The following is a 26,081-nucleotide window of genomic DNA, read 5'->3' on the forward strand; positions in this document are numbered from 1 at the left end:
GACGTGACGTTATCGACAGAGATTGACGCGACTGGCGCAACCGTATCGACACCGTAAGTGTGGCTGGTATTCGCCGTCGTGACGTTACCTGCGGTATCCCGTGTGGTGACGGTCGCACTCACATCACCGTTAGCAGCCAGCACCGATCCCGGTACGTTGACGCTCCAGGTCTTGCCATCGGTATTGACGGTGGTCTGATACGTTTCCGCACCGACGGTAACGGTAACCGCATCACCCGCGTTGACTTCATTACCGACCTGACCGGTGACGGCAATGGTCTGACCCGACTCGGTCGCATTGATCACGTTATCGCTAGTGACATTGTCGATAACGATCGACGCGACAGGGGGTAAAGTATCGACCGTTATCGCTTCACTTCCCCCAGAGCCAGGAATACCCGCAGTATCGGTGTAACTGCCGTCAGGAATACTGACGCGGACTTCTCCCTCAAAATTGGCGGCTGGCGTCAATGTCGCCGTCCAGCGATTTGGATCGTTAGGATCCTGCACCAGATTCGTTACTACGCCGTTTGTTACAGTAATATCACTGGGGTCAAAACCAACAATCGGTTTTGTGAAAACAAAACTTACTGTGCCATCACTGTTTATGACAATGGTGACAGAAGGCGGGGTGGTATCCGTTGCCGTTGCCAGCAGCGTCGTGGATAAATCGACACCATCCAGAACAGACGAAGCTCGGTCAGTAAACGATAGGCCTGCAGTATCATAACCAATCTGGGCAGTCACGACGTCGCCCGTTAAATCCAGTACCACAGTCGAATTAAAATGCCCACCGCCGCCGTCACCGGCTTCTCCGGTATCGTCATTACCTGCGGCAGTCGCTTCTAATACTTGCGTTGGGTCAGCACCCTGAGCGATAGCATCTTGTATAGCTGCGACATCATTGGCGACATCCGCATTGGACTGAGAGGATGCATTGCTAACATCGCTCCAGCGGCTATCACGCCCCAAATCCAATGTTTTACCGTCCGGTAATGTGATTGAAACCGCGCCGTTAGCGCCAGTTACCACTTCTTCACCGCTATAAACCCGATCGCCAGCAACCAACAATCTCTGGCTTCCATCAAGCGCGACGATAAAAACTTGTCCAATAACGAATTTAATGACACCAATCACACTATTCAAAATGCTTTCTCCTTGATATCTATAATTATTTTTATAATGTGGCGATATTGCGGCTATAGATTTTTGCTATCATCCGATAAGGTTGATTTGCTGTATGTCGTCCTGACCTTTTATGAAAAAAAAGCGTTACGATAGTGTTGTCGTTATGCGTCAAACGCTTGACTCAATGACCGATATAATAAAAAATTCGGAATATTCTTTCCAGAACTTTACTCATTTAGAGTAAGCCTTATTTTTCTTGTACAGGGCGCTTCAGGGAAATTGATTAACATATTGATATAAATGGAATAAAAGCAAATCAATTCGTTAAGCGTTTATATAACACTCAAACACTTTAATAGGAATAATCACAAATAAAGTTTTTGTGAAGGAAAACTGCTGATGATGCGTAGATACCATTTTGCTTTATTACCTTTTATTGCCCTTTTTTCCACCGCAACGCATGCCGAGACGATTCAGGAAGCAATAAAAAGTACGCTTTATACACATCCTGAAGTAAGCGCAGCGATTAATAGCCGTTTTTCTGCCGAACATGATTTACGTGCGGCCAAAGGCGGATATCTCCCCTCCATCACGCTAAATGCAGGCGTCGGACGCGAAGAGACCGATAGCCCCTCAACACGCGCCAGCACCAATAAGCGCGTTGAGCTCAGTCGCCAGGAATCCAGTATCAATCTAAGCCAAACGGTATTTGATGGTTTCGCCACCTCCAGCGAAGTAGGAAGACAGCGCGCCACGGTCAATTCACGTGCCTATAAAGTATTAAATACCAGTGAGACAACGGCATTAGATACCGTTCAGGTCTATCTCAGTGTGCTGCAACGTCAGGAATTTGTCCGTCTGGCGGAAGCCAACCTTGCAAGCCATGAGCGTATTTACGATCAAATCAGACTGCGCAGCGAGCAAGGCGTGGGGCGACTGGCCGATTTGGATCAGGCCGAAGCACGTCTTGCTCAAGCACGTAATAACGTGCTGACAGAACAAACCAATCTGGACGATGCCAAAATCAACTACATGAGCATTGTGGGGAAGGTGCCAGAGAATTTGGTGATGCCCGATGCTTCGGCGATAAAACTCCCCGCCTCGCTGGATGAAGCGCTGCGTATTATGCTGGCTAACAGCCCGGCGCTGAAATCCGCAGAGTCAGATATTGAAGCCACCCAGCAGCAGTATGAGACATCAAAATCAACGTTTTACCCTCGTCTCAACGTTGAACTCTCTCGCACGATGGATAACAACGTTGGCGGAACACGCGGTCAAAATAATGAATGGCAGGCGATGCTGCGGATGCGCTACAACCTGTATGAAGGTGGTAGCAGCAAAGCCAACATGGAATCAAAAGCCTATCAGATAAAAGAAGCACAGGATGTCCGAAATAATGCCCTGCGCCTGCTGAGCGAAGAACTCAAGTTAGCCTGGTCTGCGTTAAATAACTCGCGTCAGCAGTTGCCGATTGCCGCCGAATATGCAGACCGCAGTATGAAAGTACGTAGCGCCTATCAGAAGCAATTTGGCCTGGGAGAAAGGACGTTGCTGGACCTATTGGATAGCGAGAATGAGTTGTTTACCGCACAGCGCCGTCTGGTCGAAGTTCGTTTCACCTCTCTCTATACCGAATACCGGATCGCATCCCGCATGGGAGAGCTATTAAACCGTTTAGCGATCCCAGCGCCTGATGCGGGTACCAGCTTGACAAACGTCACCACCCAAGCCGAGTTGCCGAGCCTTAATTAATATATTTCATTGGTCAGACGGCGATAAATTATGCTTTATATGCGGGGGAATTACGTTGCGTAAGGGAACGTTTAGTTAAATGAAGTTGCATTCTGTACAAGAGACGGATGGTTCTGATAAATCAGCTACTGGGGAGTCTATCGTCCAAGAGCCCGTTGTCCATGAATCGACTGTAGGTCATGAATCGACTGTTCATGAACCCATCATTCATGAAAATAGTGACCCTCGCAGCCGTCATGACGACCCCTTATTGGATAGCTTGCTGATCCTCTGCACCTTGCAGGGGAAATCCGTCAGTCGTACGACACTCACCGCAGGGCTCCCTTTAGCCAATCAACGGTTATCGGTAAAATTGCTCCCAAGAGCCGCTGCACGCGCGGGGTTGCAAGGACGCGTTCTCAAACGTTCTCTGAATAAAATTTCCGACATGTCGCTCCCTGCGATGTTGCTGTTACGGGAAGGACGTGCAGCGATTCTGTTAGGCTGGAACGCTGACGGCAGCGCGCGTCTGATGCCCAGTGAAACAGAAGGCGGAGAAATTTCCGTTGAGCACAATACGCTGCAACAGAATTACCTTGGTCTGGTGATGTTTGCCCAACCTCGTCATCAGTTCGATCTGCAAAATCCGTCGCTGATCCCCCGAACCAAATCCTGGTTCAAAGATACGCTTAAACTTTCACGCTCACTCTATCTCGATGCCGTCCTCGCCAGTTTGCTGGTGAACATTATCGCGCTTGCTACGCCGCTGTTCGTGATGAATGTCTACGACCGCGTTGTACCCAATCAGGCAACGGCGACATTATGGGTGCTGGCTATCGGCGTGACTGGCGCGTTTATTTTCGATTTGATACTCAAAACGCTGCGCGGCATTTGTCTCGATATGGCGGGTAAAAAAACCGACCTGATTATTTCCGCCACGTTATTTGAGCGCATTACCGGTATGTCGATGAAGGCTCGACCTCCGCGGGTCGGTAGCTTTGCGCAAAATATTCATGAATTTCAATCACTAAGAGATTTCCTTTCGTCACTAACTCTGACGACGCTGATCGATTTTCCTTTTACGCTGCTCCTACTACTGGTTATCGGCATCATCGGTGGCCCGCTGGTCTGGGTTTCCATACTCGCCTACCCTATCGCCCTGTTGGCGAGCTGGGCGATGCAAAAGCCGCTGTCCGCCACCATTGAAAAAACGATGCACCTTGCCAGTGAACGGCAGGCTACGCTGATCGAAACCTTGAGCTGTCTGGACGCGATCAAAGTCAATAATGCGGAAAGTGAACGGCAGCACCAGTGGGAACAGACCATTGGCAGCCTGAGCAAGCTGGAAATGCGCGCCAAAGCACTGTCTTCACTGGCGGTAAACCTGACGCAGTGGTTCCAGCAATTTGCCGGTGTTGCCATGATTGTCGTCGGCGTCTATATGCTGATTAACGGCAAACTCAGTATGGGTGGATTGATTGCCTGTTACATGCTGAACGGCAGAGCGCTAATGCCGTTGGGCCAGTTGTCTGGCTTGGTCAGCCGTTACCAGCAGGCGCGTTTGACGATGCAAACCACCGAACAGATGATGCAGTTGCCGCAAGAGCGTAACGATAACGAACGTCCGTTGAAGCGTGAGAGCATCCGAGGTGGCATCGAATTTCGCGATGTGACGTTTAATTATCCAGAACAAAAAACCAGTTCGCTGCAAGGCATTAGCCTGACTATCGCGCCTGGCGAGAAAGTGGGCGTCATCGGCCGCAGCGGTTCAGGCAAAAGCTCGCTGCAAAAACTGATCGTAAACCTCTATCAACCTAATACCGGTAATATTCTGATCGACGGCGTCGATGCTCGTCAGTTAGATGTCAGCGATTTACGCCACAATATCGGCTATGTTCCTCAGGATATTCAGCTATTTAGTGGTTCTCTGCGCAATAACCTGATTAGCGGTGCACGCTATGTAGAAGACGAAGCAATGTTGCGGGCCGCAGAAATTTCAGGGGTGAACGAGTTTGCTCGCCTGCACCCGGATGGCTATAACCTTCAGGTTGGTGAACGCGGCCAACAGCTTTCAGGCGGTCAGCGTCAGGCTGTCGCAATAGCCAGAGCGCTGCTGCTCGATCCGCCGATTCTGGTGCTGGATGAACCCACCAGCTCGATGGATAACACCAGCGAAGATCGATTAAAACAAGCTCTGGCCCCCGTGATTAGAGAGAAAACGCTCTTACTGGTCACCCATCGGGTTTCCATGCTGGCACTGGTCGATCGTTTAGTGATTGTCGACAGAGGTAAAATTATTGCTGATGGGCCGAAAGCAATCGTGATGGATGCGTTGAAGAAGGGGCAGATCAATGCGTCTCGGTAAATATATCAAACGAATCAAACGGTATTTTGTCGGCGGAGATGAAGAGAGCCTGCAAACGATGCCAGAAGTCAGCCGAGCAATGGCTGAGGATTCGCCACGATCGATTCGATTCACGCTCTGGGCTATCGGTGCTTTTTTCCTGTTTTTCATCCTGTGGGCCGGGCTCGCGAATATCGATGAAGTCACTCGCGGCGATGGTAAAGCCATCCCATCTTCCCGACTGCAAAAAATCCAAAACCTGGAAGGTGGCATTATCACGGAAATGTTCATTCGTGAGGGACAGGTCGTCAATGCAGGCGATCCTTTGCTACGCCTTGACGATACGCGCTTCGCCTCTAACGTCGGTGAAACCGAAGCCGATCGGCTTGCGCTACTGTCACGAATTGAACGCCTGAATGCCGAAATCAACGGCCAAGAGCTCGTACTTTCCGAAGAAATCACGACGCAAGCGCCTAAAATCGCGGCAGGAGAAAAAGAGCTTTATAACAGTCGCCGCCAGCAGTTGCATAATGAGATATCCGGTCTGGAAGAACAGTTGATCCAGCGCCAGCAGGAACTGCGGGATTTCTCAGCCAAGGAAATTCAGTTCCGCAATAGCCTAAGCCTGCTCCAGCAAGAAATTAAAATGTCGGAACCGCTGATTGCGGAAGGCGCCATTTCTAAAGTAGAAGTTTTACGCCTGCGCCGTGCTGAGGTTGAAACTCGTGGCCAGCTTGATTCCATCAAGCTCTCCATTCCTCGGGCGGAGTCTGCGATTAAAGAGAGTGAGAATAAAATAGAGGAAACGCGCAGTCGCTATAAAAGCGAGGCGTTATCTCAGTTGAGTGAAGCACAAACCAACCTGAACAAAATTGAAGCCACAGGTAAAGCGCTCGAAGATCGGGTAAACCGAACGCTGGTTGTCTCCCCAGTTCGCGGTATCGTGCAGCAAGTTCTGGTGAATACCATCGGGGGCGTGATTCAACCGGGTAGCGATCTGGTAGAAATTGTTCCGCTAGATGACAAACTGTTGGTGGAGGCTAAAATTCGCCCTCAGGATATTGCGTTTTTACATCCCGGTCAGGACGCCATCATAAAATTAACGGCCTATGACTACACCATCTATGGTGGCCTAAAAGGTCAGTTGGAACAAATCAGCCCGGACACCGTCACTGATAAAGAAGGGAATAGCTTTTATATAATTCGCTTACGGACTGATAAGAATTATTTAGGTTCAGCCGATAAACCACTTCTCATCATTCCAGGCATGGTAGCCTCCGTGGATATAATCACGGGCAAGAAAACTATCCTCAGCTATTTGTTAAAGCCGATTATTCGCGCAAAAGCTGAAGCACTACGAGAAAGATAATAAAAAAAGGGAAAGGTAGGAGAAAAGCGCTCAACGGAGCGCTTTTTTTTATTTCATTTATCAATGATCGTTCATATTGTGATAAATCTGAGTTTGACTGCGCCCCATAGCTTTAGCCTGATACATAGCGGAATCGGCATTAATTGCCAATGTCAGAGAATCGGTACCGTGCTCTGGATACAGCGCAATACCGATACTGCACGATATATCCAACGTTTTTCCATCGATCTCAAAAGGTTTGTTCAATGCGTTATGAATTTTGTCTGCAACATAGAGTGTATTATCAATTTCTTTAATGCCCTGAAGCAAAATAATGAATTCATCACCACTACGGCGATAGACCGTATCCGAATCCCGAACCGCACCACGCATACGCGCAGCCGCTTCTTTTAATAGCAAATCCCCAACAGCATGCCCAAACGAATCGTTTATCTGCTTAAATTTATCGAGATCCAAGAACATCAGTGCAATTTTTCTACCCGTTTGTTTGGATAGCAGGATCGCCTGTTCCATTTGTTCGGCAAACGTCAGGCCATTAGCCAGTGACGTTAATGAGTCATAGTGCGCCAGCTGCCGATAGTGTTCCTCGCTACGCCGCAGCATATCAATCGCATGATATCGCTCTATCGCGATCGCAATCAGCTGCGCCGACTTCTCGATAGAGAAAATTTCCTCTTCAGTTGGAACATACACTTTACGATGATAAACGCTTAAAACCCCTAATATTTCTTTGTTCTGACCAATGATAGGTTCAGACCAGCAGGAACGCAGTCCGGCATATAATGCGAGCCCTTTATATAAAGACCAATGCGGATGCACGGAAATGTCATCAGCAATTACGCGTTTTCCGGTATGGGCTGCTGTACCAAAAGAAGCCACACCATCGGCAATTTTCACGTTGTGGATGGCATTTTTATAAAAACCTGGCAAGCTCGGTGCCGATCCCAGCGTCAAACATTTCTTTTCTTTATCGACGAGCAATACAGAACAAACAATACGGCCAGGATTTTTTTCCTCAACGCTAAAAATGATCGCATCCAGGATGTCTTTCAGCGGCGCACCGCTTGATAACAGCTCCAACGCACGATTGTATGAATTATCATGATGTTCCTGCGATTTCCGCTCTGTAATATCTAACTTAATGCCGACGTACTGGGTCGAGTTACTTGCCTTATTATATATTTTAGCGATATTGGCCTTTTCCCAATACAACTGTCCATCTTTACGCCGGTTAACGAATTCACCGCTCCAAATATTACCTTTATTTATGGTCGCCCACAGATCTTCATAGACGCTGGCGTTGGTCATGCCAGAGTTTAATATATTCGTTTTTTTACCGATAACTTCATCCGGCATATAGCCAGACATGGTAATGAACTGGCGATTGACGTAAATAATTTCACAATTTTCATCTGCGATCATAATTGAGGCAGGGCTATATTCCATCGCAAAAAAAGTCATGTTGAGGAAGTCTTGTTTTTTCTGCTCAGCTTTAAACTTTTGTTTAATTTTTCTATTTTTTATAGAAGAAAACAATAACAATAGCAATAGTAAGGTTATTATAATTTCATACACAATAACACTCTCCTCAGGCCCGAGTGGTCCTGATCGTACAAATCACAATGCTGATGACGAAAAATCCCGGTAACAAGCGCCTACCCCGTAGATTTTCAGGATGAGTGCATTTCCGGAGAGCAGAAAGGATGAAAGAAAAAATGCTCCATGAATCAGGAGTGTTTAGAAACATAGCAACATAAGCATAAAGCCCTCGCATATGACTGTGCGCAGATAAAAACAACAAATTCAAAAGAGTATCTTAATTTAATAGGAGTAATTGTTCGGGTTATAAGCTTCTCTAATGGAATAAAAAAATATTCCTAAGGGTACATAGCGATATATTCTGAACATCAAATTTTTGTAAGCAAATCAATTATACCAATAAGTATCATTGTTTTAATCAACAAAATCTATCACAAAGTGATTTTTGATCGTTAGCAGTAAACATTATATTTTTTTATCATTAAAAATCAAATAATTAAAAGAAAAAAATAAAATCATTAACGCAAGCATCTGATTATATATGTCATACTTTGATGCAGACTCCGTAGTCCTCCTCCTCCTTGTTTTTTTGAAAAAAAACACTGCCATAACAAATAAAACAAGAATTAAATAACAAAAATAAAACAATAAACAGCATTATACCTTACCAATCAGAGCGAAAAAACAGCTCGTCAGATAGGCGATATTTTGCGCAACAATGAAATATTAGGAAATATGATGAATTAATATGAAGGAAAAATATGGATGGGTATACAACGGCACTCTACTGTGTAAAGTAATAGTTTAAACAACAGGTTATCACCTAAAATTCAAGCTTCAACGTCTCAAAATTCTCAAACGGCTGGGGGCGCGAGAGGTAGTATCCTTGGGCAGCATAAGCAGGCGATGCCTGAACGATTGCCCACTCTTCCTTTGTTTCGATTCCCTCAATAACCACATAATTGCAAAAACGTGATAGCAAAGCGATCAGCGCAGGGAAAACGGTTTTCCCTTCACCACTTTGTTGCAGGAGAATGAAGAGTTCACGTGCCACTTTGATGCAATCATACTGAGCCAGCATGAGTGATGAAAAATTCGCCATACCGCAGCCGAAATCATCCAGCCACAGTGTTTGTGCTTCTGGGAGCTTGGTTAAGATTTCTTTTGGCAGCCCTCCCTGATTTTCGACCATTTCAAAACGAATCCAGGGCATTGCCGCGATCAGACGTTTGGCTTCCAGACTATTTTGCAACGCGAGTAGCGTCATACCATCAATATTGACAGAGGCAAAAAGATCGTCGCGAGTAAATCGAAAACTCCACCGAGATAAAAGTTGCAGTTGTTCTACAATAATTAACAATCGGGTTTCAACATCGATATTTGCGAAGTATTTTTCAGGAGAGATGAACTTTTGCGGCAGGGTAGGAGAAAAAACAGAAGTCAGTAACTCAATAGCCATTAATTTACCTGATGTTCGGTAAATGGGCTGAAAAGTATACCGCCGTTGGCATTGCTGCCAGTAACCAGCACTTAATGGTTCTGCATCTCCCTGTTGGAAAAATCCTGCCCCAATCTGATTAAGATGACCTTCCTGCTGCACTATGAGTTCCGCCATTAAACTGACACTATTAGTTATAAAATTATATCATACGGACATGCACCGTCATCGACTCTCCAGATGCAAACGTCATCAGCAATACCGATTAAATCAATGTCCATGATATTACAAAAATAAGTGGTTCAATATCACAACTAAATTTATTTAAATTGTAAATCAATAAATTAAAACCCAAGAAACACAGTCGCACTAGCTGATTCATACAGTTTAAAGGATAGGTATAAAACCAATTTAACGAACAGATGATAATTTTACCCTGTAACCTCACTATTTATGCTGCCAATAGGTTGCATGCTGAAAGCCTCCGAAAACGCGCGAAATCCGCAGTAAATGGCTAGGGAAGAAAGGAACATTGAAGGCAGGAGAAACCGATTTACCAGTATATTCGTCATCAATGACAGTTACGCGTGTTTAAACGAGCATCAACGGGTATAATCTGCGCCCTGTTTGTAAGGTAGAAGAGCATCATGGCGTTACTCATCACCCATAAATGCATCAACTGTGACATGTGTGAGCCCGAGTGTCCTAATCAGGCTATTTCCATGGGCATGGACATTTATGAAATTGACACCACCCTCTGTACCGAGTGTGTTGGCCACTACGACACCCCTACGTGTCAGAAGGTCTGTCCGATCGACAACACGATCATCAAAGATCCAAACCATGTTGAAGGCAATGAGCAACTGTGGGAAAAATACGTGCTCATGCACCATGCCGACAGGATTTAAGCATCCATTTACAGACGATCAGCTTTCGATAATCACGGTCGCACAAGCATAGCGTCTTTCGTCAGCCAGAGTCACATGGACGCGTCTAACGCCCATCTGTTCAGCCAGTTCTGCCGCTTTAGCAAAAAACCGCAGGCAAGGTTTACCCAGTTCGTCATTAAAAACCTCAAACTGGTTGAACGCGAGCCCGTTACGGATTCCGGTACCAAAGGCTTTTGCTGCCGCTTCTTTCACGGCAAAGCGCTTGGCGAGGAAACGAACAGGCTGCTGATGCTGCTGATAATGCATCCATTCAGCATCCGTCAGAATGCGGCGAGCCAATCGCTCGCCTGAACGTTCAATCACCGCGTCAATACGGGCGATCTCGACAATATCTGTTCCGAGCCCAAGAATCGCCATCAGCGGCGCGCTTCTCGCATCAGATTCTTCATTTCGGCAACGGCATCCTTCAGACCGCTCATCACCGCACGTCCGATAATCGCATGCCCGATATTCAATTCGTGCATTTCTGGCAAGGCAGCAATCGGTAGAACGTTGTGGTACGTCAGACCGTGTCCGGCATTGACTTTAAGCCCCTTCGCCGCAGCGTACGTCGCCGCATCACGAATGCGCTCGAACTCATGCTGACGTGCTTCGTCATCTGGCGCATCGGCATACGCCCCGGTATGGATTTCGATATAGGGTGCGCCGCTGGCTACGGCGGCATCGATTTGCCGCTTATCCGCATCAATGAAGAGTGAAACCAAGATGTTAGCCTGGCTAAGTCTGGCGACTGCGTTATCGATCTTTTCCTGCTGCCCCGCGACATCCAGCCCGCCTTCAGTTGTCACTTCCTGACGTTTTTCCGGTACCAGACAGCAAAAATGCGGCTTCACTTCACAGGCAATGTTCAGCATTTCTTCCGTAACCGCCATTTCCAGGTTCATACGGGTCTGGAGCGTTTCTCTGAGGATCCGCACATCACGATCCGTGATATGGCGGCGATCTTCACGCAAATGCACAGTGATGCCATCCGCCCCTGCCTGCTCAGCGACAAAAGCCGCCTGAACGGGATCGGGATACGCCGTTCCACGCGCATTACGCAGCGTTGCAATATGATCGATGTTAACGCCAAGCAGCAGTTCAGCCATGATAAATCCTCGGTAAAGTCATGCACGATACGTGGCAGTTTACACCGATGTCACAGCGTCAGGGTACTGAGGAGGCGGGATTATTTATCAGAAGATGCGGGTTTGGACAAATTAGCAGCAGGTACAAACTGGCGAAACAGCTCACGACTTTTCAGCGGTTTCCCCCCCAGATACGGCTTTAACGCAATGCGGGTGAACCGCTTTGCCGCCTTCAGCGTGCCGACATCAGGGAATTCACGCGACGCCAGCGAGCGTAATTCATGCCCGGTAAAACTTTTATTATCAACCACCAGGCTGGCAATAAACCCCCTTTCTTCTCGATACTGATAAGTCATGGTATCGGCAACGGGCTCACCGCTACCGGCACAATGCAGGAAATCAACGCCGTATCCCAGATAGCCCAATAACGCTAATTCAAAGCGTCTTAATGCTGGTTCGGGAGAGGCATTCTGTGCAGCAAGATGTTGTAAACAGTGGAGATAATCGAAGAAAAGAGCGGAGTAATTGGTTTCATGTTCCAGCACGCGGGACAGCAGTTCGTTAACGTATAAACCGCTATAAAGCATCGAACCAGTCAGTGGTAGCGCGAGCGAGACAGGCTCTGCGCTGCGTAATGTTTTCACTTCTCCCCGGCCACTCCAGCGCACCAGCAGCGGAGTGAAAGGCTGTAAACAGCCTTTCAGGCTAGAGCGTCGAGCTCGTGCGCCTTTGGCAAGCACACGAACTCGACCATCGCTTTCGCTAAACAGATCCAGCAATAAGCTGGTTTCGCTATAAGGTCGCCCATGCAAGACAAATGCGCGCTGCCAGCCTTCCATCGGCGTGAACCTTACAGGTCTTCGCTATAACCCAGGCTGCGCAGGGCACGTTCGTCATCTGCCCAACCGGATTTCACTTTGACCCACAGCTCAAGATGCACCTTGGCTTCGAACATCTCTTCCATATCCTGACGAGATTCGATACCAATGGTTTTAATTTTGGCCCCTTTGTTGCCAATAACCATCTTCTTCTGGCCTTCACGCTCAACCAGAATCAGGCCGTTGATGTCATAACCGCCGCGCTCGTTCGTCACGAAACGCTCGATTTCAACCGTTACGGAATACGGCAATTCTTCACCCAGGAAGCGCATCAGTTTTTCACGGATAATTTCCGACGCCATAAAGCGCTGCGAGCGATCGGTGATGTAATCTTCCGGGAAGTGATGCGTTGCCTGCGGTAAGTGTTTACGCACAATGCTGGCAATCGTATCGACATTCGTCCCCTTCTCAGCCGAGATTGGAACAACATCAAGGAAGTCCATCTGTTGGCTGAGGAACTGGATATGCGGCAGCAGCTTGGTTTTATCCGTGACGTTATCGACTTTATTGATCGCCAATAGTACAGGGAGTTTCTGATCGCGCAGCTTATTCAATACCATGTCGTCGTCGTCGTTCCAGTGTGTACCTTCAACAACGAAAATGATCAGCTCAACGTCACCAATTGAGCTGCTGGCAGCACGGTTCATCAGGCGGTTAATCGCCCGTTTTTCTTCAATGTGCAATCCCGGCGTATCCACATAAATAGCCTGATAAGGCCCTTCCGTGTGAATACCCATAATGCGGTGCCGCGTCGTCTGGGGCTTACGTGACGTAATAGAAATCTTCTGTCCCAGTAATTGATTCAATAACGTCGATTTACCGACGTTTGGTCGACCAACAATCGCGACAAAACCGCAGTGTGTCTGTACTTCGCTCATTCAAGCTCCAGTTTTTTCAACGCTTGTTCAGCCGCAGCCTGTTCGGCTTTACGACGGCTCGATCCTGTACCAATGACCGACTCACTAAAGCCGCTCACCTGACAGTGGATAGTAAATTCCTGATCGTGTGCTTCCCCACGAACCTGCACCACCAGATAGGTCGGCAGAGGTAAGTGACGCCCTTGCAGAAATTCCTGCAACCGCGTTTTCGGATCTTTTTGCTTATCGCCGGGACTGATTTCATCCAGACGCGTTTGGTACCAATTCAGGATCAAACGCTCAATATTCAGGATGTCGCTATCGAGGAAAATGCCGCCAATCAGCGCTTCGACCGTATCAGCCAAGATCGATTCACGACGAAAACCACCGCTTTTTAATTCACCGGGACCGAGGCGTAAGCACTCTCCCAGTTCGAATTCGCGCGCGATTTCCGCCAGCGTGTTTCCTCGCACCAGTGTCGCTCGCATCCGACTCATGTCCCCTTCATCAACCTTGGGAAAACGATGATACAGTGCATTAGCGATCACAAAACTCAGGATGGAGTCACCCAGGAACTCGAGTCTTTCATTATGTTTGCTGCTGGCACTACGGTGCGTCAGCGCCTGTAACAAAAGCTCGTACTGCTGAAAAGTATAGCCCAGCTTTCTTTGTAAACGATTTATCAGGATGGGATTCATGTGTTACCAATAGATCAACGATGCGTCAAAAACAGCAGCATACGGAACAGCCCTGCTTACCAATTCGGTCAAAACTGTTTCGTTTGCATTGGCTCCCCTAAGAGAGCCTGCCTTTCTGCCCGTCATACTTCGCGTTGCCTGTGCGTTAGCGTGGTTAAAACGATAACGTCTTGTCCTGCAACTCGTACTACTTAGGGCATGTTCTTCCAAAAAGAGCGTTACAGAAAATATTCTACAACGGACAGCATCAGAATGCTGCCTGTATCTTATTTCGGTTAATGCTTACTTTGATTAATGCTTATTTTTGGTTAATGAATGCCACCAATGCGACTCAAACGAACGCCGGTAGGCCATTCACCTTCCTGCTTCTCAAAGCTCATCCAGATAGCGGTGGCTTTACCGACCAGATTTCTCTCTGGTACAAAGCCCCAATAGCGGCTATCCAAGCTGTTATCGCGGTTATCACCCATCATGAAGTAGTGCCCTGCTGGGACAACCCATGTCGCAAGCTGCTGCTGCGATTGCTGGTAATAACCACCAAGCTGATCCTGCTGGCCCGGTACCAGGAGAATATTATGCGTTACATTGCCTAATGACTCTTTGCGCGCGCCCATGCGGACGCCATCCACGCTGTTGTCATTGACAGGCACTTCATAAAAACCGCTACGCGACTCCAGTCCTGTCTGGTTGAAGGTCTGAACAAAATCGCTAGGCTGTACGTTACTGTATGTGACCGCCAAGGCGGTATCACACGTCTGCTGCCCCTGACAGGATGGACGAATCGTCACCTGCTTGGTTATCGGGTTATAGCTCACGCGATCGCCCGGTACACCGACCACGCGTTTGATAAAGTCTACTTTAGGATCGGACGGATATTTAAATACCACCACGTCGCCACGCTTCGGATGACCCGTTTCGATCAGCGTTTTTTGCGTGAAGGGTTCTTTAATACCGTAGGCAAATTTCTCCACCAGAATAAAATCACCGATCAACAGCGTCGGCATCATCGAACCCGATGGAATTTGAAACGGCTCATAAATGAAGGAGCGCACAACCAATACCAAAGCCACGACTGGGAAGACGGACGCTATCGTCTCAATCCAGCCGGGTTGTTGAATAGCTTTCGATGAAACCGCGCCATCAGCCAGATCGGCACCGCTCATCGCAGCAAATTTCTTCCGGCGAGCAGGTGCCCAGATGAAACGCTCTAAACACCAGACAATCCCCGTGACCAGCGTCACCACTGCCAGAATTACGGCAAACATATTGGCCATGCCAACTCCTCAGAATTTATTTACTGTCTTTGCCGACGTGCAGAATTGCCAGAAACGCTTCTTGCGGCAGTTCGACGTTACCGACCTGCTTCATACGTTTCTTACCGTCTTTCTGTTTCTGCAACAGTTTCTTCTTACGGCTGACGTCGCCACCATAACACTTGGCCAGTACGTTTTTACGCAATTGCTTAACCGTAGAGCGCGCAATAATGTGGTTACCAATGGCGGCCTGAATCGCGATATCAAATTGCTGACGCGGAATGAGTTCTTTCATTTTTTCGACGAATTCACGGCCACGATATTGTGAATTATCACGGTGAGTAATCAGGGCCAATGCATCGACACGCTCGTTGTTGATTAATACATCAACGCGCACCATGTCTGATGCCTGGAAACGCTTGAAGCCATAATCCAGCGAGGCATAACCACGAGACGTTGATTTCAGGCGATCGAAGAAATCGAGTACCACTTCGGCCATCGGGATCTCATACGTCAACGCAACCTGATTACCGTGGTACACCATGTTCGTCTGCACGCCGCGCTTCTCAATACAAAGCGTAATCACGTTACCCAAATATTCTTGCGGCATCAGCATATGACACTCGGCAATCGGTTCGCGCAGTTCCTGAATATTGTTCAGCGGTGGCAGTTTAGACGGGCTATCAACATAAATGGTTTCTTTAGCCGTCGTTTCTACTTCATACACTACCGTCGGTGCCGTAGTGATCAGTTCCAGATCGTACTCACGCTCCAGACGTTCCTGAATGATCTCCATGTGCAGCAGACCCAGGAAGCCACAGCGGAAACCAAAGCCCAGCGCGGTAGAGCTTTCTGGCTCATAGAACAGAGAGGCATCATTGAGGCTCAGCTTGCCTAATGCGTCGCGGAATGCTTCATAGTCGTCGGAGCTAATCGGGAACAGGCCAGCGTAAACCTGCGGTTTGACTTTCTTGAAGCCCGGTAACGCTTTTTCAGCCGGATGACGCGCCAGAGTCAGCGTATCCCCTACTGGGGCACCCAAAATATCTTTGATGGCGCATACCAACCAGCCTACTTCGCCGCAGTTCAATACATCGCGGTCGATCTGCTTCGGCGTAAAAATACCGAGACGGTCGGCGTTATAAACCTGACCCGTGCTCATCACCTTAATTTTGTCGCCTTTGCGCATCGTGCCGTTTTTGATACGTACCAGCGACACAACGCCAAGGTAGTTATCAAACCAGGAGTCGATAATCAGCGCCTGCAACGGTTCATCAGGGCTGCCTTCCGGCGGCGGAATATCACGCACCAGACGATCCAGAACATCCGGCACGCCAATCCCCGTTTTTGCAGAGCAGCGCACAGCGTCGGTGGCATCAATGCCGACGATGTCTTCAATTTCCTGAGCAACACGATCCGGATCGGCAGCAGGCAGGTCGATCTTATTCAGAACCGGCACCACTTCCAAATTCATATCCAGCGCGGTATAGCAGTTAGCCAGCGTTTGAGCTTCAACACCCTGCCCAGCATCAACGACAAGCAGCGCACCTTCACAAGCGGCGAGCGAACGGGAAACTTCATAAGAGAAGTCAACGTGCCCAGGCGTATCGATGAAGTTTAACTGGTAGGTTTGGCCATCCTGCGCTTTATAATCCAGCGTGACGCTTTGCGCTTTAATCGTTATTCCGCGTTCACGTTCCAGATCCATGGAATCCAGAACCTGCGCCGCCATTTCACGCTCGGTTAAACCGCCGCAAATCTGGATAATACGGTCAGATAACGTTGATTTACCGTGGTCGATATGGGCAATAATGGAGAAATTTCGTATATGCTTCATTATAAAAATTTTTCTACCTTGATATTCCTGAAATTCTTGCCGATGGGCATGCGCATAGGTGAAAACAGCAGCGATGTTATTCCACCTGAATCGCAGCATTCTACATGTGAGAGGCGTGAAAACCTAGTCATGTCCGGTTCATTCCCCTTGATTATGACGGTTTTATTTGGAATAGCAGAACAACAAGAGGAAAGCGGGAAGTAAAGTGTCATTACGTGGCAAACATCGTGTCGAAAGATAACAAACAAGTCAGCAATGTTTCCGCACCGCGCGCCGTTTACGCTCCGGTAAACAGATCAATTTTGTAAGAGCGTGCCCGGCAGAGCGATTTGCAGGATAACGGGCTCATAACGCTTATTCTTACCCAATTGCTTCGCCCAGCGCTTCACGCTCATAAACGCCACGCCACCGCCTAGCAGCGCGCCAATAACAGCAGCCAGATCGGTGCCGAATAACGTTTGGCAAATCGCCGCACCGAGCAGCAGCCCAACCAGCGGAACGAAATAAACCAGAGCAGCGGAAAGCAGCAGCCGCCCCTCAGAAATACCCAATTCTACTTTTTGCCCCACTTCTAAAGGCCGACCGTAAGGGACATACAGCGTATTTTCGGCAGAGAGCCCGAGCTGGCTTAATAAACCCGTTCCACACGACGAGCGGGATTTACAGGTGCCGCAGCCCGAACTTGGCTCACACCGCAGCTCTGCGATGCCATCCTGCCATGACACTACCGTTGCCCATTCTTTAATCACGGTTGCGCCTTTAAAATAATGCTGTCAGCCACGCGTTTAGCCGTAGAAGGAGGAATATCGCCGACGACGGTAATCTCTCGGTTGCCTTTCATGACAGTGTGAATAGAGCGTCGCCCCGTGAGCACAGATTGTTCTTCGCTCACGTCAGAAGACGGGCTAATGTTAATCGAAAAGCTGAATAAACCATCGCTATACAGACGTGTTTCAATCGGAATGGACGAACCTGGCAACACCTTTTTGTTGTGCGACAGCTCTTTCATCCCGGCAGGTAGCCATTCCGGCACCCAGGTAAAATCACTGTTTTCCGCCGCAGGCGCGGGTAGCGCAGGAGGAAGTTTGATCCCTTCCAGCGGACGCATCACGCTCACCACATCATCGTCAACAATCAGTGATGTCGTTAAGAATTGCTCCAGCCGTTTGTCGCCATTGCGATCCTGTAAATCAATACGCAGTGGAAGTTTCGAGTCCGCATCAATCCACACCGTATAGCTGTAGCGTGTGCCATCACGTGAGATGACCCGAATGCCTAATGCCAGACGATCGGCAATACGCACCCTCCCATCAGCGGGAACAAAATCATAATAGGGAGAGAGTTTCTGGAAATCAGCAAACACCAGAGAAGGGAGAGAGTCAACAATATGGTCACTGGTAAGCGTAAATGGCTCAAAACCAGGATCGAAATAGCTGACTTCATTACCACGCTGCACGATCTCGCGTCGCGGCCCGTCCATAAACAGCAACTGCGCCAAGGCACGGTTATTCACCACTGCATGGCGATACCGTACCGACTCGAACCCCTGCAGGGTAATGTTAATAAAGGAAATTTCGTAATTCAGAGAACGAATAGCGCCATTCATCTGTTGCAGCAACGCGCCCGGCTCAACATTCTGAGCCGGGGCGAAAGTAGAATAAAACAGACTGCCAATCAGAAAACAGGCGGCGGACCAAACACGCTTCATTACCGGGGCTGTGTTCCTAATGATTGAGTACCGGGAACCTGAATTGCCGCTTGCTGATCGTCCTGCGGCAGAGCGTGCTCGGCATGCAGCCGGCGCTGTAATTCGTAGTCCTGCAAAATGGCGTTAAGGCGATTGCGCTGCATATCAGATTTCTGTTGACCGCTGTTAGGGGCAACATTTTCTGACGGCACGCCCAGACTTACTGGAGAGGCGGTGCCCATAGCGGGTAAGGTGCTGAATACGCCGGATTCCACAACCTGTTCGGCAGCATTACCCTGCTGGTAATTTTGTACGCCGACAATCACCGCTAAAGAGACGCAGGCGGCCACACCGACTTGTGTCAGTTGGCTGCCCCACGGGCGGATTTTGTGCCAGAAAGGCATCTTCGTCCACTCGACAGGTTGTGGCTGAGATTCAGGCTGCGCTTGTGGAACCAGACGAACAGGTTCTTTTTCGATTGCAGCGGCAACACGAGAAGCGATGTCCAGGTGAATCACGTTTTCACTCACATCACCACGCATCACATCACGAATTAGATGATAACTTTGCCAACTTTGCTGCAACGCGTCATCCCGTGACAATGCGCCTAACAGTTCGGAATCAATTGCTTCGCCATCCATTAAAGCGGAAAGTTTCTCTTTCTGCATACCGACACCCTTACCTTGTCAAATCCATCATTAGTCATGCGGATAGCTGAAAACGCTCGCTAGCGCTGAATAAGCGGTTGTACTTTATTATCAATCGCTTCCCGCGCTCGGAAAATACGAGAACGAACAGTGCCGACGGGACAATCCATAATCACGGCGATCTCTTCGTAGCTTAAACCGTCCAACTCACGTAGCGTAATCGCTAAACGTAAATCTTCCGGTAAAGACTCAATAGTTCGGAAAACGATGCTTCGTAATTCCTCTGACAACATTAAATTCTCAGGGTTCGATATTTCTTTCAGTGCACCCGCATTTTCATAGTTTTCCGCATCATTGGCATCAATGTCGCTGGAAGGCGGGCGGCGTCCCTGAGCTACCAGATAATTCTTGGCCGTATTCACTGCGATACGATACAGCCACGTATAGAACGCACTATCGCCGCGGAATGACTCTAACGCGCGATAGGCTTTAATAAACGATTCCTGTACCACGTCCGGCACGTCCCCTTGGGGAACATAGCGTGATACTAGGCTCGCTACCTTATGCTGATAACGAACGACCAACAAGTTAAACGATTTTTGATCGCCTTTTTGGACTCGCTCGACCAGAACCTGATCTGCCAGTTGCTCGCTCATCCGAGGTAATCTCTACTCAAACCGTTCTCCATGCATAAAATAGTACTGCCAGCTATATAAGTCATATTTAGAGCAAGCTCCTCATTAGAACCAAGACATCCAATAAAGTTCCGAGTCATCATTTTTCTTTTGCTTAGCGCCGTTACTCGTTTTTGCGATGCGTATCATCACACATTTTCTTCATCAAAAATGGTCTTCATCTGAGGCTCCACGCTTCTCCGAGGATGATACGATAAATCTGAGGTATGCGCACGATTCAGCACGCCCTACTGTTCGCTTATTTATAGCGTAGAAATGGGGCTAAAAACCAATGCAGCAATCAACCATTGGGTGCTACCATCGGATTTACTCTTCTTTTTGCACCCACGACATGACCATGCAAACGACCACTGAATACGTCTGTGATGTTTTAATCATTGGCAGCGGTGCTGCCGGGCTTTCACTGGCGCTGCGTCTGGCTTCACAAGCCAACGTGACGGTATTAAGCAAAGGCCCACTCAACGAAGGCGCAACGTTTTATGCTCAGGGCGGTATCGCCGCCGTTTTCGATGAAACGGACACAATTGACTCCCATATCGAAGATACCCTGATCGCTGGCGATGGCCTGTGTGAACGGGAAGCCGTTGAGTTTATCGCCAGCAATGCCAAACACTGCGTGCAATGGCTGATCGAACAAGGCGTGCTGTTCGATACCGAAACCAGCACCAGCGGCGAAGAGCGTTACCATCTCACGCGCGAAGGCGGGCACAGCCATCGTCGAATTCTGCATGCAGCGGATGCAACGGGCAAAGAAGTGGAAAACACGCTGGTGCAGAAAGCGCTATCTCATCCGAATATTCGGATTATGGAACGCTGCAACGCCGTCGATTTAATTACCTCGAATAAGTTGGGTCTGCCCGGCACACGCCGCATTGTCGGTGCTTATATATGGAACCGTGAACGAGAACGCGTAGAGTCCTGCCGGGCGAAAACGGTGGTTCTGGCGACCGGCGGCGCATCCAAAGTGTATCAATACACCACGAACCCCGATATTTCCTCTGGCGATGGTATAGCCATGGCCTGGCGTGCGGGTTGCCGCGTGGCAAATCTGGAGTTCAATCAGTTTCACCCGACCTGTCTGTTCCACCCGCAGGCACGAAATTTCCTGCTAACGGAAGCGCTGCGCGGTGAAGGCGCGTACCTTAAACGTCCTGACGGCACACGCTTTATGCCCGATTTCGATGCCAGAGGTGAACTGGCACCGCGCGACGTGGTCGCCCGCGCGATTGATCATGAGATGAAACGGCTCGGCGCAGACTGTATGTATCTGGATATCAGCCACAAGCCCGAAGCCTTCATCAAACAGCACTTCCCCACTATCGATGAAAAGCTACAGTCTCTTGGCATCGATCTGACACGTGAGCCGATACCGATCGTGCCCGCAGCACACTACACGTGCGGCGGCGTGCTGGTCGATCAACATGGTCGTACCGATCTTGACGGCCTGTATGCGATTGGCGAAGTCAGCTACACCGGATTGCATGGCGCAAACCGCATGGCATCCAACTCATTACTTGAGTGTCTGGTTTACGGCTGGTCAGCCGCTGAGGATATTTTGCAGCGCTTACCGCAAATCAAAGCAGTGAAAAAGTTACCGGATTGGGATGAAAGCCAGGTCGATAACTCAGATGAACAAGTGGTGATTCAGCATAACTGGCACGAGCTACGTCTGTTTATGTGGGATTACGTTGGAATCGTGCGGACGACTAAGCGACTGGAGCGGGCACAACGCCGCATCCAACTGCTTCAGCAGGAAATCAATGAGTACTACGCCCACTTCCGCATTTCCAACAATTTGCTGGAACTGCGTAATCTGGTGCAGGTCGCTGAACTCATCGTCCGCTGCGCATTGGAAAGAAAAGAAAGCCGCGGGCTGCATTACACTCTGGATTACCCAGATCAGTTCGACGCCCCAACGCCAACTATTCTGGTGCCGTAGTTCATAAAAAATAGTTCACTCAGCAAAGGCAGGCGCAGCAATAAGGCGTCTGCCATCTACATAAAGAGATAAAAATCTTTTGTCAGCCGCTGGAAATCCGTCGAATATCCCCTTTCTGCATCACGAATGACCAGTGAGGAATTCACACATTCTCTTTCCTGACGAGACAGCGCCAGCAAAACGCGATGCGCAGGTTTCTCTTCCTGCTCCGATACGTGAAGCTGCTGGTGAACGTGCCAATTGTGCTGCTGCGCCAGCGGAATAAAATGCTCAGCAACCTGAACCGGCAGCACCACGCAGAAAAGCCCTTCAGGCATCAGCAGTTGATGAGCACAGCGCAACAGCGCTTCATGGGTTAACAACGTGGTATAGCGAGCCTGATCGCGCTGATCCGACCCGCACGCGATCCCCGGCGGGAAATAAGGCGGGTTACTGATAATCAACGAATAGTCGACGGCTCGCGTCTCAGCAAAACTGACGATATCCTCAGCATACACCGTGATTCTGTCAGCCCATGGCGAAGCAGCAACGTTTTCTTTCGCCTGATCGCTGGCGGCGCTATCCAGCTCGACGGCATCAATCGGAACATGCGGTTCAGAACGTTGCGCCAGCATTAGCGCGAGAAGGCCGGAGCCGCTGCCAATATCCAGAATCCGTGTGGCTGAAGACACCGGCGTCCAAGCACCCAGCAAAATTCCGTCGGTTCCCACCTTCATGGCACAGCGATCGTGCGCTACAAAGAATTGCTTGAAGGTAAATCCATCCCGACGCAGTGTCAGTTTATTATCAGCCTGATGATTCATGAAAATAAGATTCCAAACGCAAACCGCAGTAGCATAGGTGAAACATCAGTACAGGAAAAGTGCCGATGCCTGCTTAAACAGGTGAAGAAATCGGCCAATCCGTCTATAATCGGCGCCCCAAATAGAGGTAGACCATGACTGTAACCAATTTTTCCGAGCTTGATCTTGATGAAAGCCTGTTAGACGCCCTGCGCGACATGGGCTACGAGCGCCCGACCGTGATTCAAGCTGAGGCGATCCCTCCGGCGATGGAAGGCCGCGACGTACTGGGCTCCGCGCCAACAGGAACAGGTAAAACCGCCGCCTATCTGCTGCCGGTTTTGCAGCATCTTATCGATTTCCCTCGTAAAAAATCGGGTCCACCTCGTATTCTGATCCTCACGCCAACCCGTGAACTCGCCATGCAGGTAGCCGATCAGGCGCGAGCGTTTGCAGCGCATACGCATCTGGATATCGCCACGATCACCGGCGGCGTGGCCTACATGAACCACGCGGAAGTCTTCAGTGAAAATCAGGATATCGTCGTCGCGACGACGGGCCGCCTGCTGCAATACATTAAAGAAGAAAACTTCGATTGCCGCGCGGTAGAAACGCTAATTCTGGATGAAGCAGACAGAATGCTGGATATGGGCTTCGCTCAGGATATTGAACACATCGCTGGAGAAACCCGCTGGCGCAAGCAAACGATGCTGTTTTCTGCGACGCTGGAAGGGGACGCGATCAAAGATTTCGCCGAGCGCTTGCTCAACGAACCCGTTGAAATCGAATCCGACCCATCGCGTCGGGAACGTAAAAAAATTCTGCAATGGTATTACCGCGCTGACGATCTCAAACACAAAACGGCGCTGCTCTGCCACCAGTTAAAACAACCGGATGTGACGCGTTCTATCGTCTTTGTACGCAAGCGTGAGCGTGTGCATGAGCTGGTTGCCTGGCTACGTGAAGCGGGCATTAACTCCTGCTATCTCGAAGGCGAAATGGTGCAGGCAAAACGTAATGAGGCGATCAAACGTCTGAGCGACGGGCGTGTCAACGTGCTGGTGGCAACCGATATCGCCGCGCGCGGTATTGATATTGACGATGTCAGCCACGTATTTAACTTCGACTTGCCGCGCACAGCCGATACTTACCTTCACCGTATCGGCCGCACTGGCCGCGCGGGTCGCAAAGGCTGTGCTATCTCTTTCGTCGAAGCGCACGACCATCTGCTGCTGGGGAAAATCAGTCGCTACTTGAATGAACCGCTAAAACCGCGCGTCATTGAAGAACTCCGCCCAGCGACTAAAGCGCCAAGCGCCAAAACGACGGGGAAACCGTCGAAAAAAGTGCTGGCTAAGCGACAAGAGAAAAAAGAGAAGGAAAAAGAAAAAGTTAAGGTAAAAGTTCGTCATCGCGATGCTAAAAATATTGGTAAGCGTCGTCAACCAACGCAGAAAACCGACGAACCCTCTGCCGAGTGAAATCTCGATAAAATAGAGACATAAAAAAAGGGAGCTTCGGCTCCCTTTTTGTTAAGGCTTGAGTAACAGCTTACAGGCTTGCGGTAAAAGTACGAGCGATAACGTCGCGCTGCTGCTCTGGCGTCAATGAGTTGAAACGCACAGCGTAGCCAGATACGCGGATCGTCAGCTGCGGATAGTTTTCCGGATGCTTAACGGCATCTTCCAGCGTCTCACGGCGCAGAACGTTTACGTTCAGGTGCTGACCGCCTTCCACACGCACTTCAGGTTTGATTTCCAGCGGAATTTCACGATACTCGATCTGACCCAGATCGCTCACCGGAACGATTTGATCTTCGCTATAACCCGATTTAGCACACACGCAACGCGCCTGTGATTTTTCTTCATCCAGCAACCAGAAAGAATTGATCAGCGCGCTGTCGTTAGCCTTGGTGATTTGAATACCAGTAACCATAATTGCCTCCGTAAAACGGCGTGTTATTGTCTTAGTTAAAAACGAACGTAGTTAAAAACTGACTTAGTTAAAACTGACTGAGTTAAAAACGGTTTTAGTTAAAAACGGCCAGATTTCGTCACGATCGTATAAAACTGTTTGTATCTACCCCCTTATATACCAGCCTGATAACGGGACATCCTTGACTTAAATCAATTTTAAAACCCCACCACTTAACTACGCGAAGGCAATTTATTGTTTTATATCAATATTACCAAGACTCCTAATTGCAAATATTTTTGTAAATTTTCAATTTTTTTTCAAAAAAGGCGTTTTCGTTGCGACAACAACGGTTACGGTTTTACCTCGGCACGATAGATCGGTAAGCTACCCGCAACACCATTCAACCTGTAAAAAAAGAGTGCATGATGGCGACCTCTCTCACCTGGCATGACGTGCTGGCACAAGAAAAGCAGCAGCCTTACTTCATTAACACCCTTGAATTCGTTGGGAAAGAACGTGCAGCGGGTAAAACTATCTACCCTCCGCAGAAGGATGTTTTCAACGCATTCCGCTTTACCGAACTGCATCAGGTCAAGGTCGTCATTCTGGGACAAGATCCCTATCACGGCCCAAATCAGGCACACGGACTGTCGTTCTCGGTACGTCCTGGCGTACCCGCTCCACCTTCTCTGGGCAATATTTATAAAGAATTAGCGAGCGATATCCCTGGGTTTGAAATTCCACGGCATGGTTTTCTACAAAGCTGGGCGGAGCAAGGCGTTTTACTGCTCAACACGGTATTAACCGTTGAAGCCGGACAGGCGCACTCGCATGCTAACTTGGGCTGGGAAACGTTTACTGACCGCGTCATCGCGGCATTGAATGAGCAGCGGGAAGGTCTGGTCTTTCTGCTATGGGGCTCGCATGCACAGAAAAAAGGCAACATCATCGATCAGCAGCGTCACCATATTCTGAAATCACCGCACCCTTCCCCTCTATCTGCACACCGCGGTTTCTTGGGTTGTAAGCATTTTTCGCAGGCTAATCAGCTTTTGGAACAGCAAGGGCTGTCACCAATAGACTGGACGCCAAGGCTCCCAGAAGAGGCTTAAGCGATAACGGTTTGGTTGTCTTCAAAAAATGAAGGCAGCCAACTGTCGTTTACAAAGAATGATTTACAAAGAATCGTTTATAAAGAATGGTTTACAAGGAATCGCTGACAAACGTATTAAGCAAATGAAAAACGTTAATTGAATAGGGAGAAATTGAAAAAGCGGAATGAAATAAGAAGTAATGCAACGATTTGGTGGAGCTAAGCGGGATCGA

General features: G+C 48.9%; 24 protein-coding genes. 8 read left to right on the top strand and 16 right to left on the bottom strand.

The window, feature by feature from the left end; genetic code table 11:
* Positions 1 to 1,136: retention module-containing protein (locus H0248_RS17475; protein ID WP_308415673.1), on the bottom strand; the 1,136-nt coding region annotated here is incomplete at its 3' end.
* A gap of 390 nt (positions 1,137 to 1,526) precedes the next feature.
* Here H0248_RS17475 and H0248_RS17480 point away from each other — a divergent pair.
* The 3 genes from H0248_RS17480 to H0248_RS17490 all read left to right on the top strand — a co-directional run bounded on the left by H0248_RS17480 (position 1,527) and on the right by H0248_RS17490 (position 6,571).
* Positions 1,527 to 2,879 (top strand): TolC family outer membrane protein, encoded by a 1,353-nt coding sequence (locus tag H0248_RS17480; RefSeq protein ID WP_180786885.1) that lies wholly within the window; start codon positions 1,527 to 1,529, stop codon positions 2,877 to 2,879.
* A 79-nt stretch (positions 2,880 to 2,958) separates the two neighbouring features.
* A complete protein-coding gene (locus tag H0248_RS17485; protein ID WP_180786886.1) occupies positions 2,959 to 5,223 on the top strand; it encodes a type I secretion system permease/ATPase in 2,265 nt (754 codons plus the stop codon).
* Positions 5,210 to 6,571, top strand: coding sequence for an HlyD family type I secretion periplasmic adaptor subunit (locus tag H0248_RS17490; RefSeq protein WP_180786887.1), 1,362 nt, complete (start codon positions 5,210 to 5,212; stop codon positions 6,569 to 6,571). The genes H0248_RS17485 and H0248_RS17490 overlap by 14 nt, the downstream gene beginning before the upstream one ends.
* A 60-nt stretch (positions 6,572 to 6,631) precedes the next feature.
* Here H0248_RS17490 and H0248_RS17495 read toward each other — a convergent pair whose 3' ends face one another.
* Together H0248_RS17495 and pdeH are read right to left on the bottom strand one after the other, a co-directional pair.
* A complete protein-coding gene (locus H0248_RS17495; RefSeq protein ID WP_180786888.1) occupies positions 6,632 to 8,146 on the bottom strand; it encodes a sensor domain-containing protein in 1,515 nt (504 codons plus the stop codon).
* A gap of 787 nt (positions 8,147 to 8,933) precedes the next feature.
* Positions 8,934 to 9,725, bottom strand: a complete 792-nt coding sequence (gene pdeH, locus H0248_RS17500; RefSeq protein WP_180786889.1) for a cyclic-guanylate-specific phosphodiesterase — start codon at positions 9,723 to 9,725, stop codon at positions 8,934 to 8,936.
* 470 nt (positions 9,726 to 10,195) lie between these two features.
* On the opposite strand from pdeH, the gene H0248_RS17505 reads away from it, so the two are divergent.
* Positions 10,196 to 10,456: a YfhL family 4Fe-4S dicluster ferredoxin gene (locus tag H0248_RS17505; RefSeq protein WP_010280453.1), complete on the top strand. Its 261-nt coding sequence runs from the start codon at positions 10,196 to 10,198 to the stop codon at positions 10,454 to 10,456.
* 18 nt (positions 10,457 to 10,474) lie between these two features.
* On the opposite strand, the gene acpS is transcribed toward H0248_RS17505, so the two are convergent.
* From acpS to lepA, 7 genes are all read right to left on the bottom strand, one after another.
* Positions 10,475 to 10,855, bottom strand: a complete 381-nt coding sequence (gene acpS, locus H0248_RS17510) for a holo-ACP synthase (RefSeq protein ID WP_180786890.1) — start codon at positions 10,853 to 10,855, stop codon at positions 10,475 to 10,477.
* Positions 10,855 to 11,586, bottom strand: coding sequence for a pyridoxine 5'-phosphate synthase (pdxJ, locus tag H0248_RS17515; RefSeq protein WP_014916248.1), 732 nt, complete (start codon positions 11,584 to 11,586; stop codon positions 10,855 to 10,857). Before pdxJ ends, acpS begins: the two co-directional genes overlap by 1 nt.
* 80 nt (positions 11,587 to 11,666) lie before the next feature.
* On the bottom strand, positions 11,667 to 12,404 hold the full coding sequence (recO, locus tag H0248_RS17520; RefSeq protein ID WP_180786891.1) for a DNA repair protein RecO: 738 nt from the start codon (positions 12,402 to 12,404) through the stop codon (positions 11,667 to 11,669).
* Between the two features lie 11 nt (positions 12,405 to 12,415).
* Positions 12,416 to 13,321 (bottom strand): GTPase Era, encoded by a 906-nt coding sequence (era, locus tag H0248_RS17525; protein ID WP_012822898.1) that lies wholly within the window; start codon positions 13,319 to 13,321, stop codon positions 12,416 to 12,418.
* Positions 13,318 to 13,998, bottom strand: coding sequence for a ribonuclease III (gene rnc / locus H0248_RS17530; RefSeq protein ID WP_012822897.1), 681 nt, complete (start codon positions 13,996 to 13,998; stop codon positions 13,318 to 13,320). Before rnc ends, era begins: the two co-directional genes overlap by 4 nt.
* Before the next feature lie 308 nt (positions 13,999 to 14,306).
* Positions 14,307 to 15,272: a signal peptidase I gene (gene lepB / locus H0248_RS17535; RefSeq protein ID WP_180786892.1), complete on the bottom strand. Its 966-nt coding sequence runs from the start codon at positions 15,270 to 15,272 to the stop codon at positions 14,307 to 14,309.
* A gap of 16 nt (positions 15,273 to 15,288) precedes the next feature.
* Positions 15,289 to 17,088 carry a translation elongation factor 4 gene (lepA, locus tag H0248_RS17540; protein WP_039284413.1) on the bottom strand — a complete coding sequence of 600 codons (1,800 nt, stop codon included), beginning with the start codon at positions 17,086 to 17,088 and terminating at the stop codon, positions 15,289 to 15,291.
* Here lepA and H0248_RS17545 point away from each other — a divergent pair.
* Positions 17,080 to 17,292: a hypothetical protein gene (locus H0248_RS17545; protein WP_180786893.1), complete on the top strand. Its 213-nt coding sequence runs from the start codon at positions 17,080 to 17,082 to the stop codon at positions 17,290 to 17,292. The two genes, lepA and H0248_RS17545, sit on opposite strands and share 9 nt — an antisense overlap.
* Positions 17,293 to 17,384: 92 nt before the next feature.
* Here the strand turns inward: H0248_RS17545 and rseC are convergent, their stop codons facing one another.
* Genes rseC through rpoE form a run of 4 tightly spaced genes read right to left on the bottom strand, consistent with a single transcriptional unit; the run spans position 17,385 to position 20,078 of the window.
* Positions 17,385 to 17,837, bottom strand: coding sequence for a SoxR-reducing system protein RseC (gene rseC / locus H0248_RS17550; protein ID WP_180786894.1), 453 nt, complete (start codon positions 17,835 to 17,837; stop codon positions 17,385 to 17,387).
* Complete coding sequence (gene rseB / locus H0248_RS17555) at positions 17,834 to 18,796, bottom strand: sigma-E factor regulatory protein RseB (RefSeq protein WP_180786895.1); 963 nt, start codon at positions 18,794 to 18,796, stop codon at positions 17,834 to 17,836. Before rseB ends, rseC begins: the two co-directional genes overlap by 4 nt.
* Complete coding sequence (rseA, locus tag H0248_RS17560) at positions 18,796 to 19,443, bottom strand: anti-sigma-E factor RseA (RefSeq protein ID WP_180786896.1); 648 nt, start codon at positions 19,441 to 19,443, stop codon at positions 18,796 to 18,798. Before rseA ends, rseB begins: the two co-directional genes overlap by 1 nt.
* A gap of 59 nt (positions 19,444 to 19,502) precedes the next feature.
* Positions 19,503 to 20,078: an RNA polymerase sigma factor RpoE gene (gene rpoE / locus H0248_RS17565; RefSeq protein WP_005973561.1), complete on the bottom strand. Its 576-nt coding sequence runs from the start codon at positions 20,076 to 20,078 to the stop codon at positions 19,503 to 19,505.
* A 376-nt stretch (positions 20,079 to 20,454) separates the two neighbouring features.
* On the opposite strand from rpoE, the gene nadB reads away from it, so the two are divergent.
* Positions 20,455 to 22,056, top strand: a complete 1,602-nt coding sequence (gene nadB, locus H0248_RS17570) for an L-aspartate oxidase (protein WP_180786897.1) — start codon at positions 20,455 to 20,457, stop codon at positions 22,054 to 22,056.
* A gap of 56 nt (positions 22,057 to 22,112) precedes the next feature.
* Here nadB and trmN read toward each other — a convergent pair whose 3' ends face one another.
* The gene (trmN, locus tag H0248_RS17575) at positions 22,113 to 22,859 is read right to left on the bottom strand and encodes a tRNA(1)(Val) (adenine(37)-N(6))-methyltransferase TrmN (protein ID WP_180786898.1); all 747 of its coding nucleotides are present in this window, start codon (positions 22,857 to 22,859) and stop codon (positions 22,113 to 22,115) included.
* Between the two features lie 134 nt (positions 22,860 to 22,993).
* Here trmN and srmB point away from each other — a divergent pair, with 134 nt between their 5' ends.
* Entirely contained in the window at positions 22,994 to 24,319 is a 1,326-nt protein-coding gene (srmB, locus tag H0248_RS17580; RefSeq protein WP_039284402.1) for an ATP-dependent RNA helicase SrmB, read from the top strand.
* Positions 24,320 to 24,389: 70 nt separating this feature from the next.
* Here srmB and grcA read toward each other — a convergent pair whose 3' ends face one another.
* Positions 24,390 to 24,773: an autonomous glycyl radical cofactor GrcA gene (grcA, locus tag H0248_RS17585; protein ID WP_005973551.1), complete on the bottom strand. Its 384-nt coding sequence runs from the start codon at positions 24,771 to 24,773 to the stop codon at positions 24,390 to 24,392.
* A gap of 407 nt (positions 24,774 to 25,180) precedes the next feature.
* Here grcA and ung point away from each other — a divergent pair, with 407 nt between their 5' ends.
* Positions 25,181 to 25,867: a uracil-DNA glycosylase gene (gene ung / locus H0248_RS17590; protein ID WP_012822888.1), complete on the top strand. Its 687-nt coding sequence runs from the start codon at positions 25,181 to 25,183 to the stop codon at positions 25,865 to 25,867.
* Positions 25,868 to 26,081: the final 214 nt, after the last annotated feature.

It is taken from the genome of Pectobacterium brasiliense (genome assembly GCF_013449685.1).
Lineage (GTDB): Bacteria > Pseudomonadota > Gammaproteobacteria > Enterobacterales > Enterobacteriaceae > Pectobacterium > Pectobacterium brasiliense_A.

Coding starts and splice junctions, on each gene's coding strand:
- H0248_RS17480 (WP_180786885.1), top strand. CDS start 1,527: ATGATGCGTAGATACCATTTTGCTTTATTACCTTTTATTGCCCTTTTT.
- H0248_RS17485 (WP_180786886.1), top strand. CDS start 2,959: ATGAAGTTGCATTCTGTACAAGAGACGGATGGTTCTGATAAATCAGCT.
- H0248_RS17490 (WP_180786887.1), top strand. CDS start 5,210: ATGCGTCTCGGTAAATATATCAAACGAATCAAACGGTATTTTGTCGGC.
- pdeH (WP_180786889.1), bottom strand. CDS start 9,725: ATGGCGGAACTCATAGTGCAGCAGGAAGGTCATCTTAATCAGATTGGG.
- H0248_RS17505 (WP_010280453.1), top strand. CDS start 10,196: ATGGCGTTACTCATCACCCATAAATGCATCAACTGTGACATGTGTGAG.
- acpS (WP_180786890.1), bottom strand. CDS start 10,855: ATGGCGATTCTTGGGCTCGGAACAGATATTGTCGAGATCGCCCGTATT.
- pdxJ (WP_014916248.1), bottom strand. CDS start 11,586: ATGGCTGAACTGCTGCTTGGCGTTAACATCGATCATATTGCAACGCTG.
- recO (WP_180786891.1), bottom strand. CDS start 12,404: ATGGAAGGCTGGCAGCGCGCATTTGTCTTGCATGGGCGACCTTATAGC.
- era (WP_012822898.1), bottom strand. CDS start 13,321: ATGAGCGAAGTACAGACACACTGCGGTTTTGTCGCGATTGTTGGTCGA.
- rnc (WP_012822897.1), bottom strand. CDS start 13,998: ATGAATCCCATCCTGATAAATCGTTTACAAAGAAAGCTGGGCTATACT.
- lepB (WP_180786892.1), bottom strand. CDS start 15,272: ATGGCCAATATGTTTGCCGTAATTCTGGCAGTGGTGACGCTGGTCACG.
- H0248_RS17545 (WP_180786893.1), top strand. CDS start 17,080: ATGCTTCATTATAAAAATTTTTCTACCTTGATATTCCTGAAATTCTTG.
- lepA (WP_039284413.1), bottom strand. CDS start 17,088: ATGAAGCATATACGAAATTTCTCCATTATTGCCCATATCGACCACGGT.
- rseB (WP_180786895.1), bottom strand. CDS start 18,796: ATGAAGCGTGTTTGGTCCGCCGCCTGTTTTCTGATTGGCAGTCTGTTT.
- rseA (WP_180786896.1), bottom strand. CDS start 19,443: ATGCAGAAAGAGAAACTTTCCGCTTTAATGGATGGCGAAGCAATTGAT.
- rpoE (WP_005973561.1), bottom strand. CDS start 20,078: ATGAGCGAGCAACTGGCAGATCAGGTTCTGGTCGAGCGAGTCCAAAAA.
- nadB (WP_180786897.1), top strand. CDS start 20,455: ATGCAAACGACCACTGAATACGTCTGTGATGTTTTAATCATTGGCAGC.
- trmN (WP_180786898.1), bottom strand. CDS start 22,859: ATGAATCATCAGGCTGATAATAAACTGACACTGCGTCGGGATGGATTT.
- srmB (WP_039284402.1), top strand. CDS start 22,994: ATGACTGTAACCAATTTTTCCGAGCTTGATCTTGATGAAAGCCTGTTA.
- grcA (WP_005973551.1), bottom strand. CDS start 24,773: ATGGTTACTGGTATTCAAATCACCAAGGCTAACGACAGCGCGCTGATC.
- ung (WP_012822888.1), top strand. CDS start 25,181: ATGGCGACCTCTCTCACCTGGCATGACGTGCTGGCACAAGAAAAGCAG.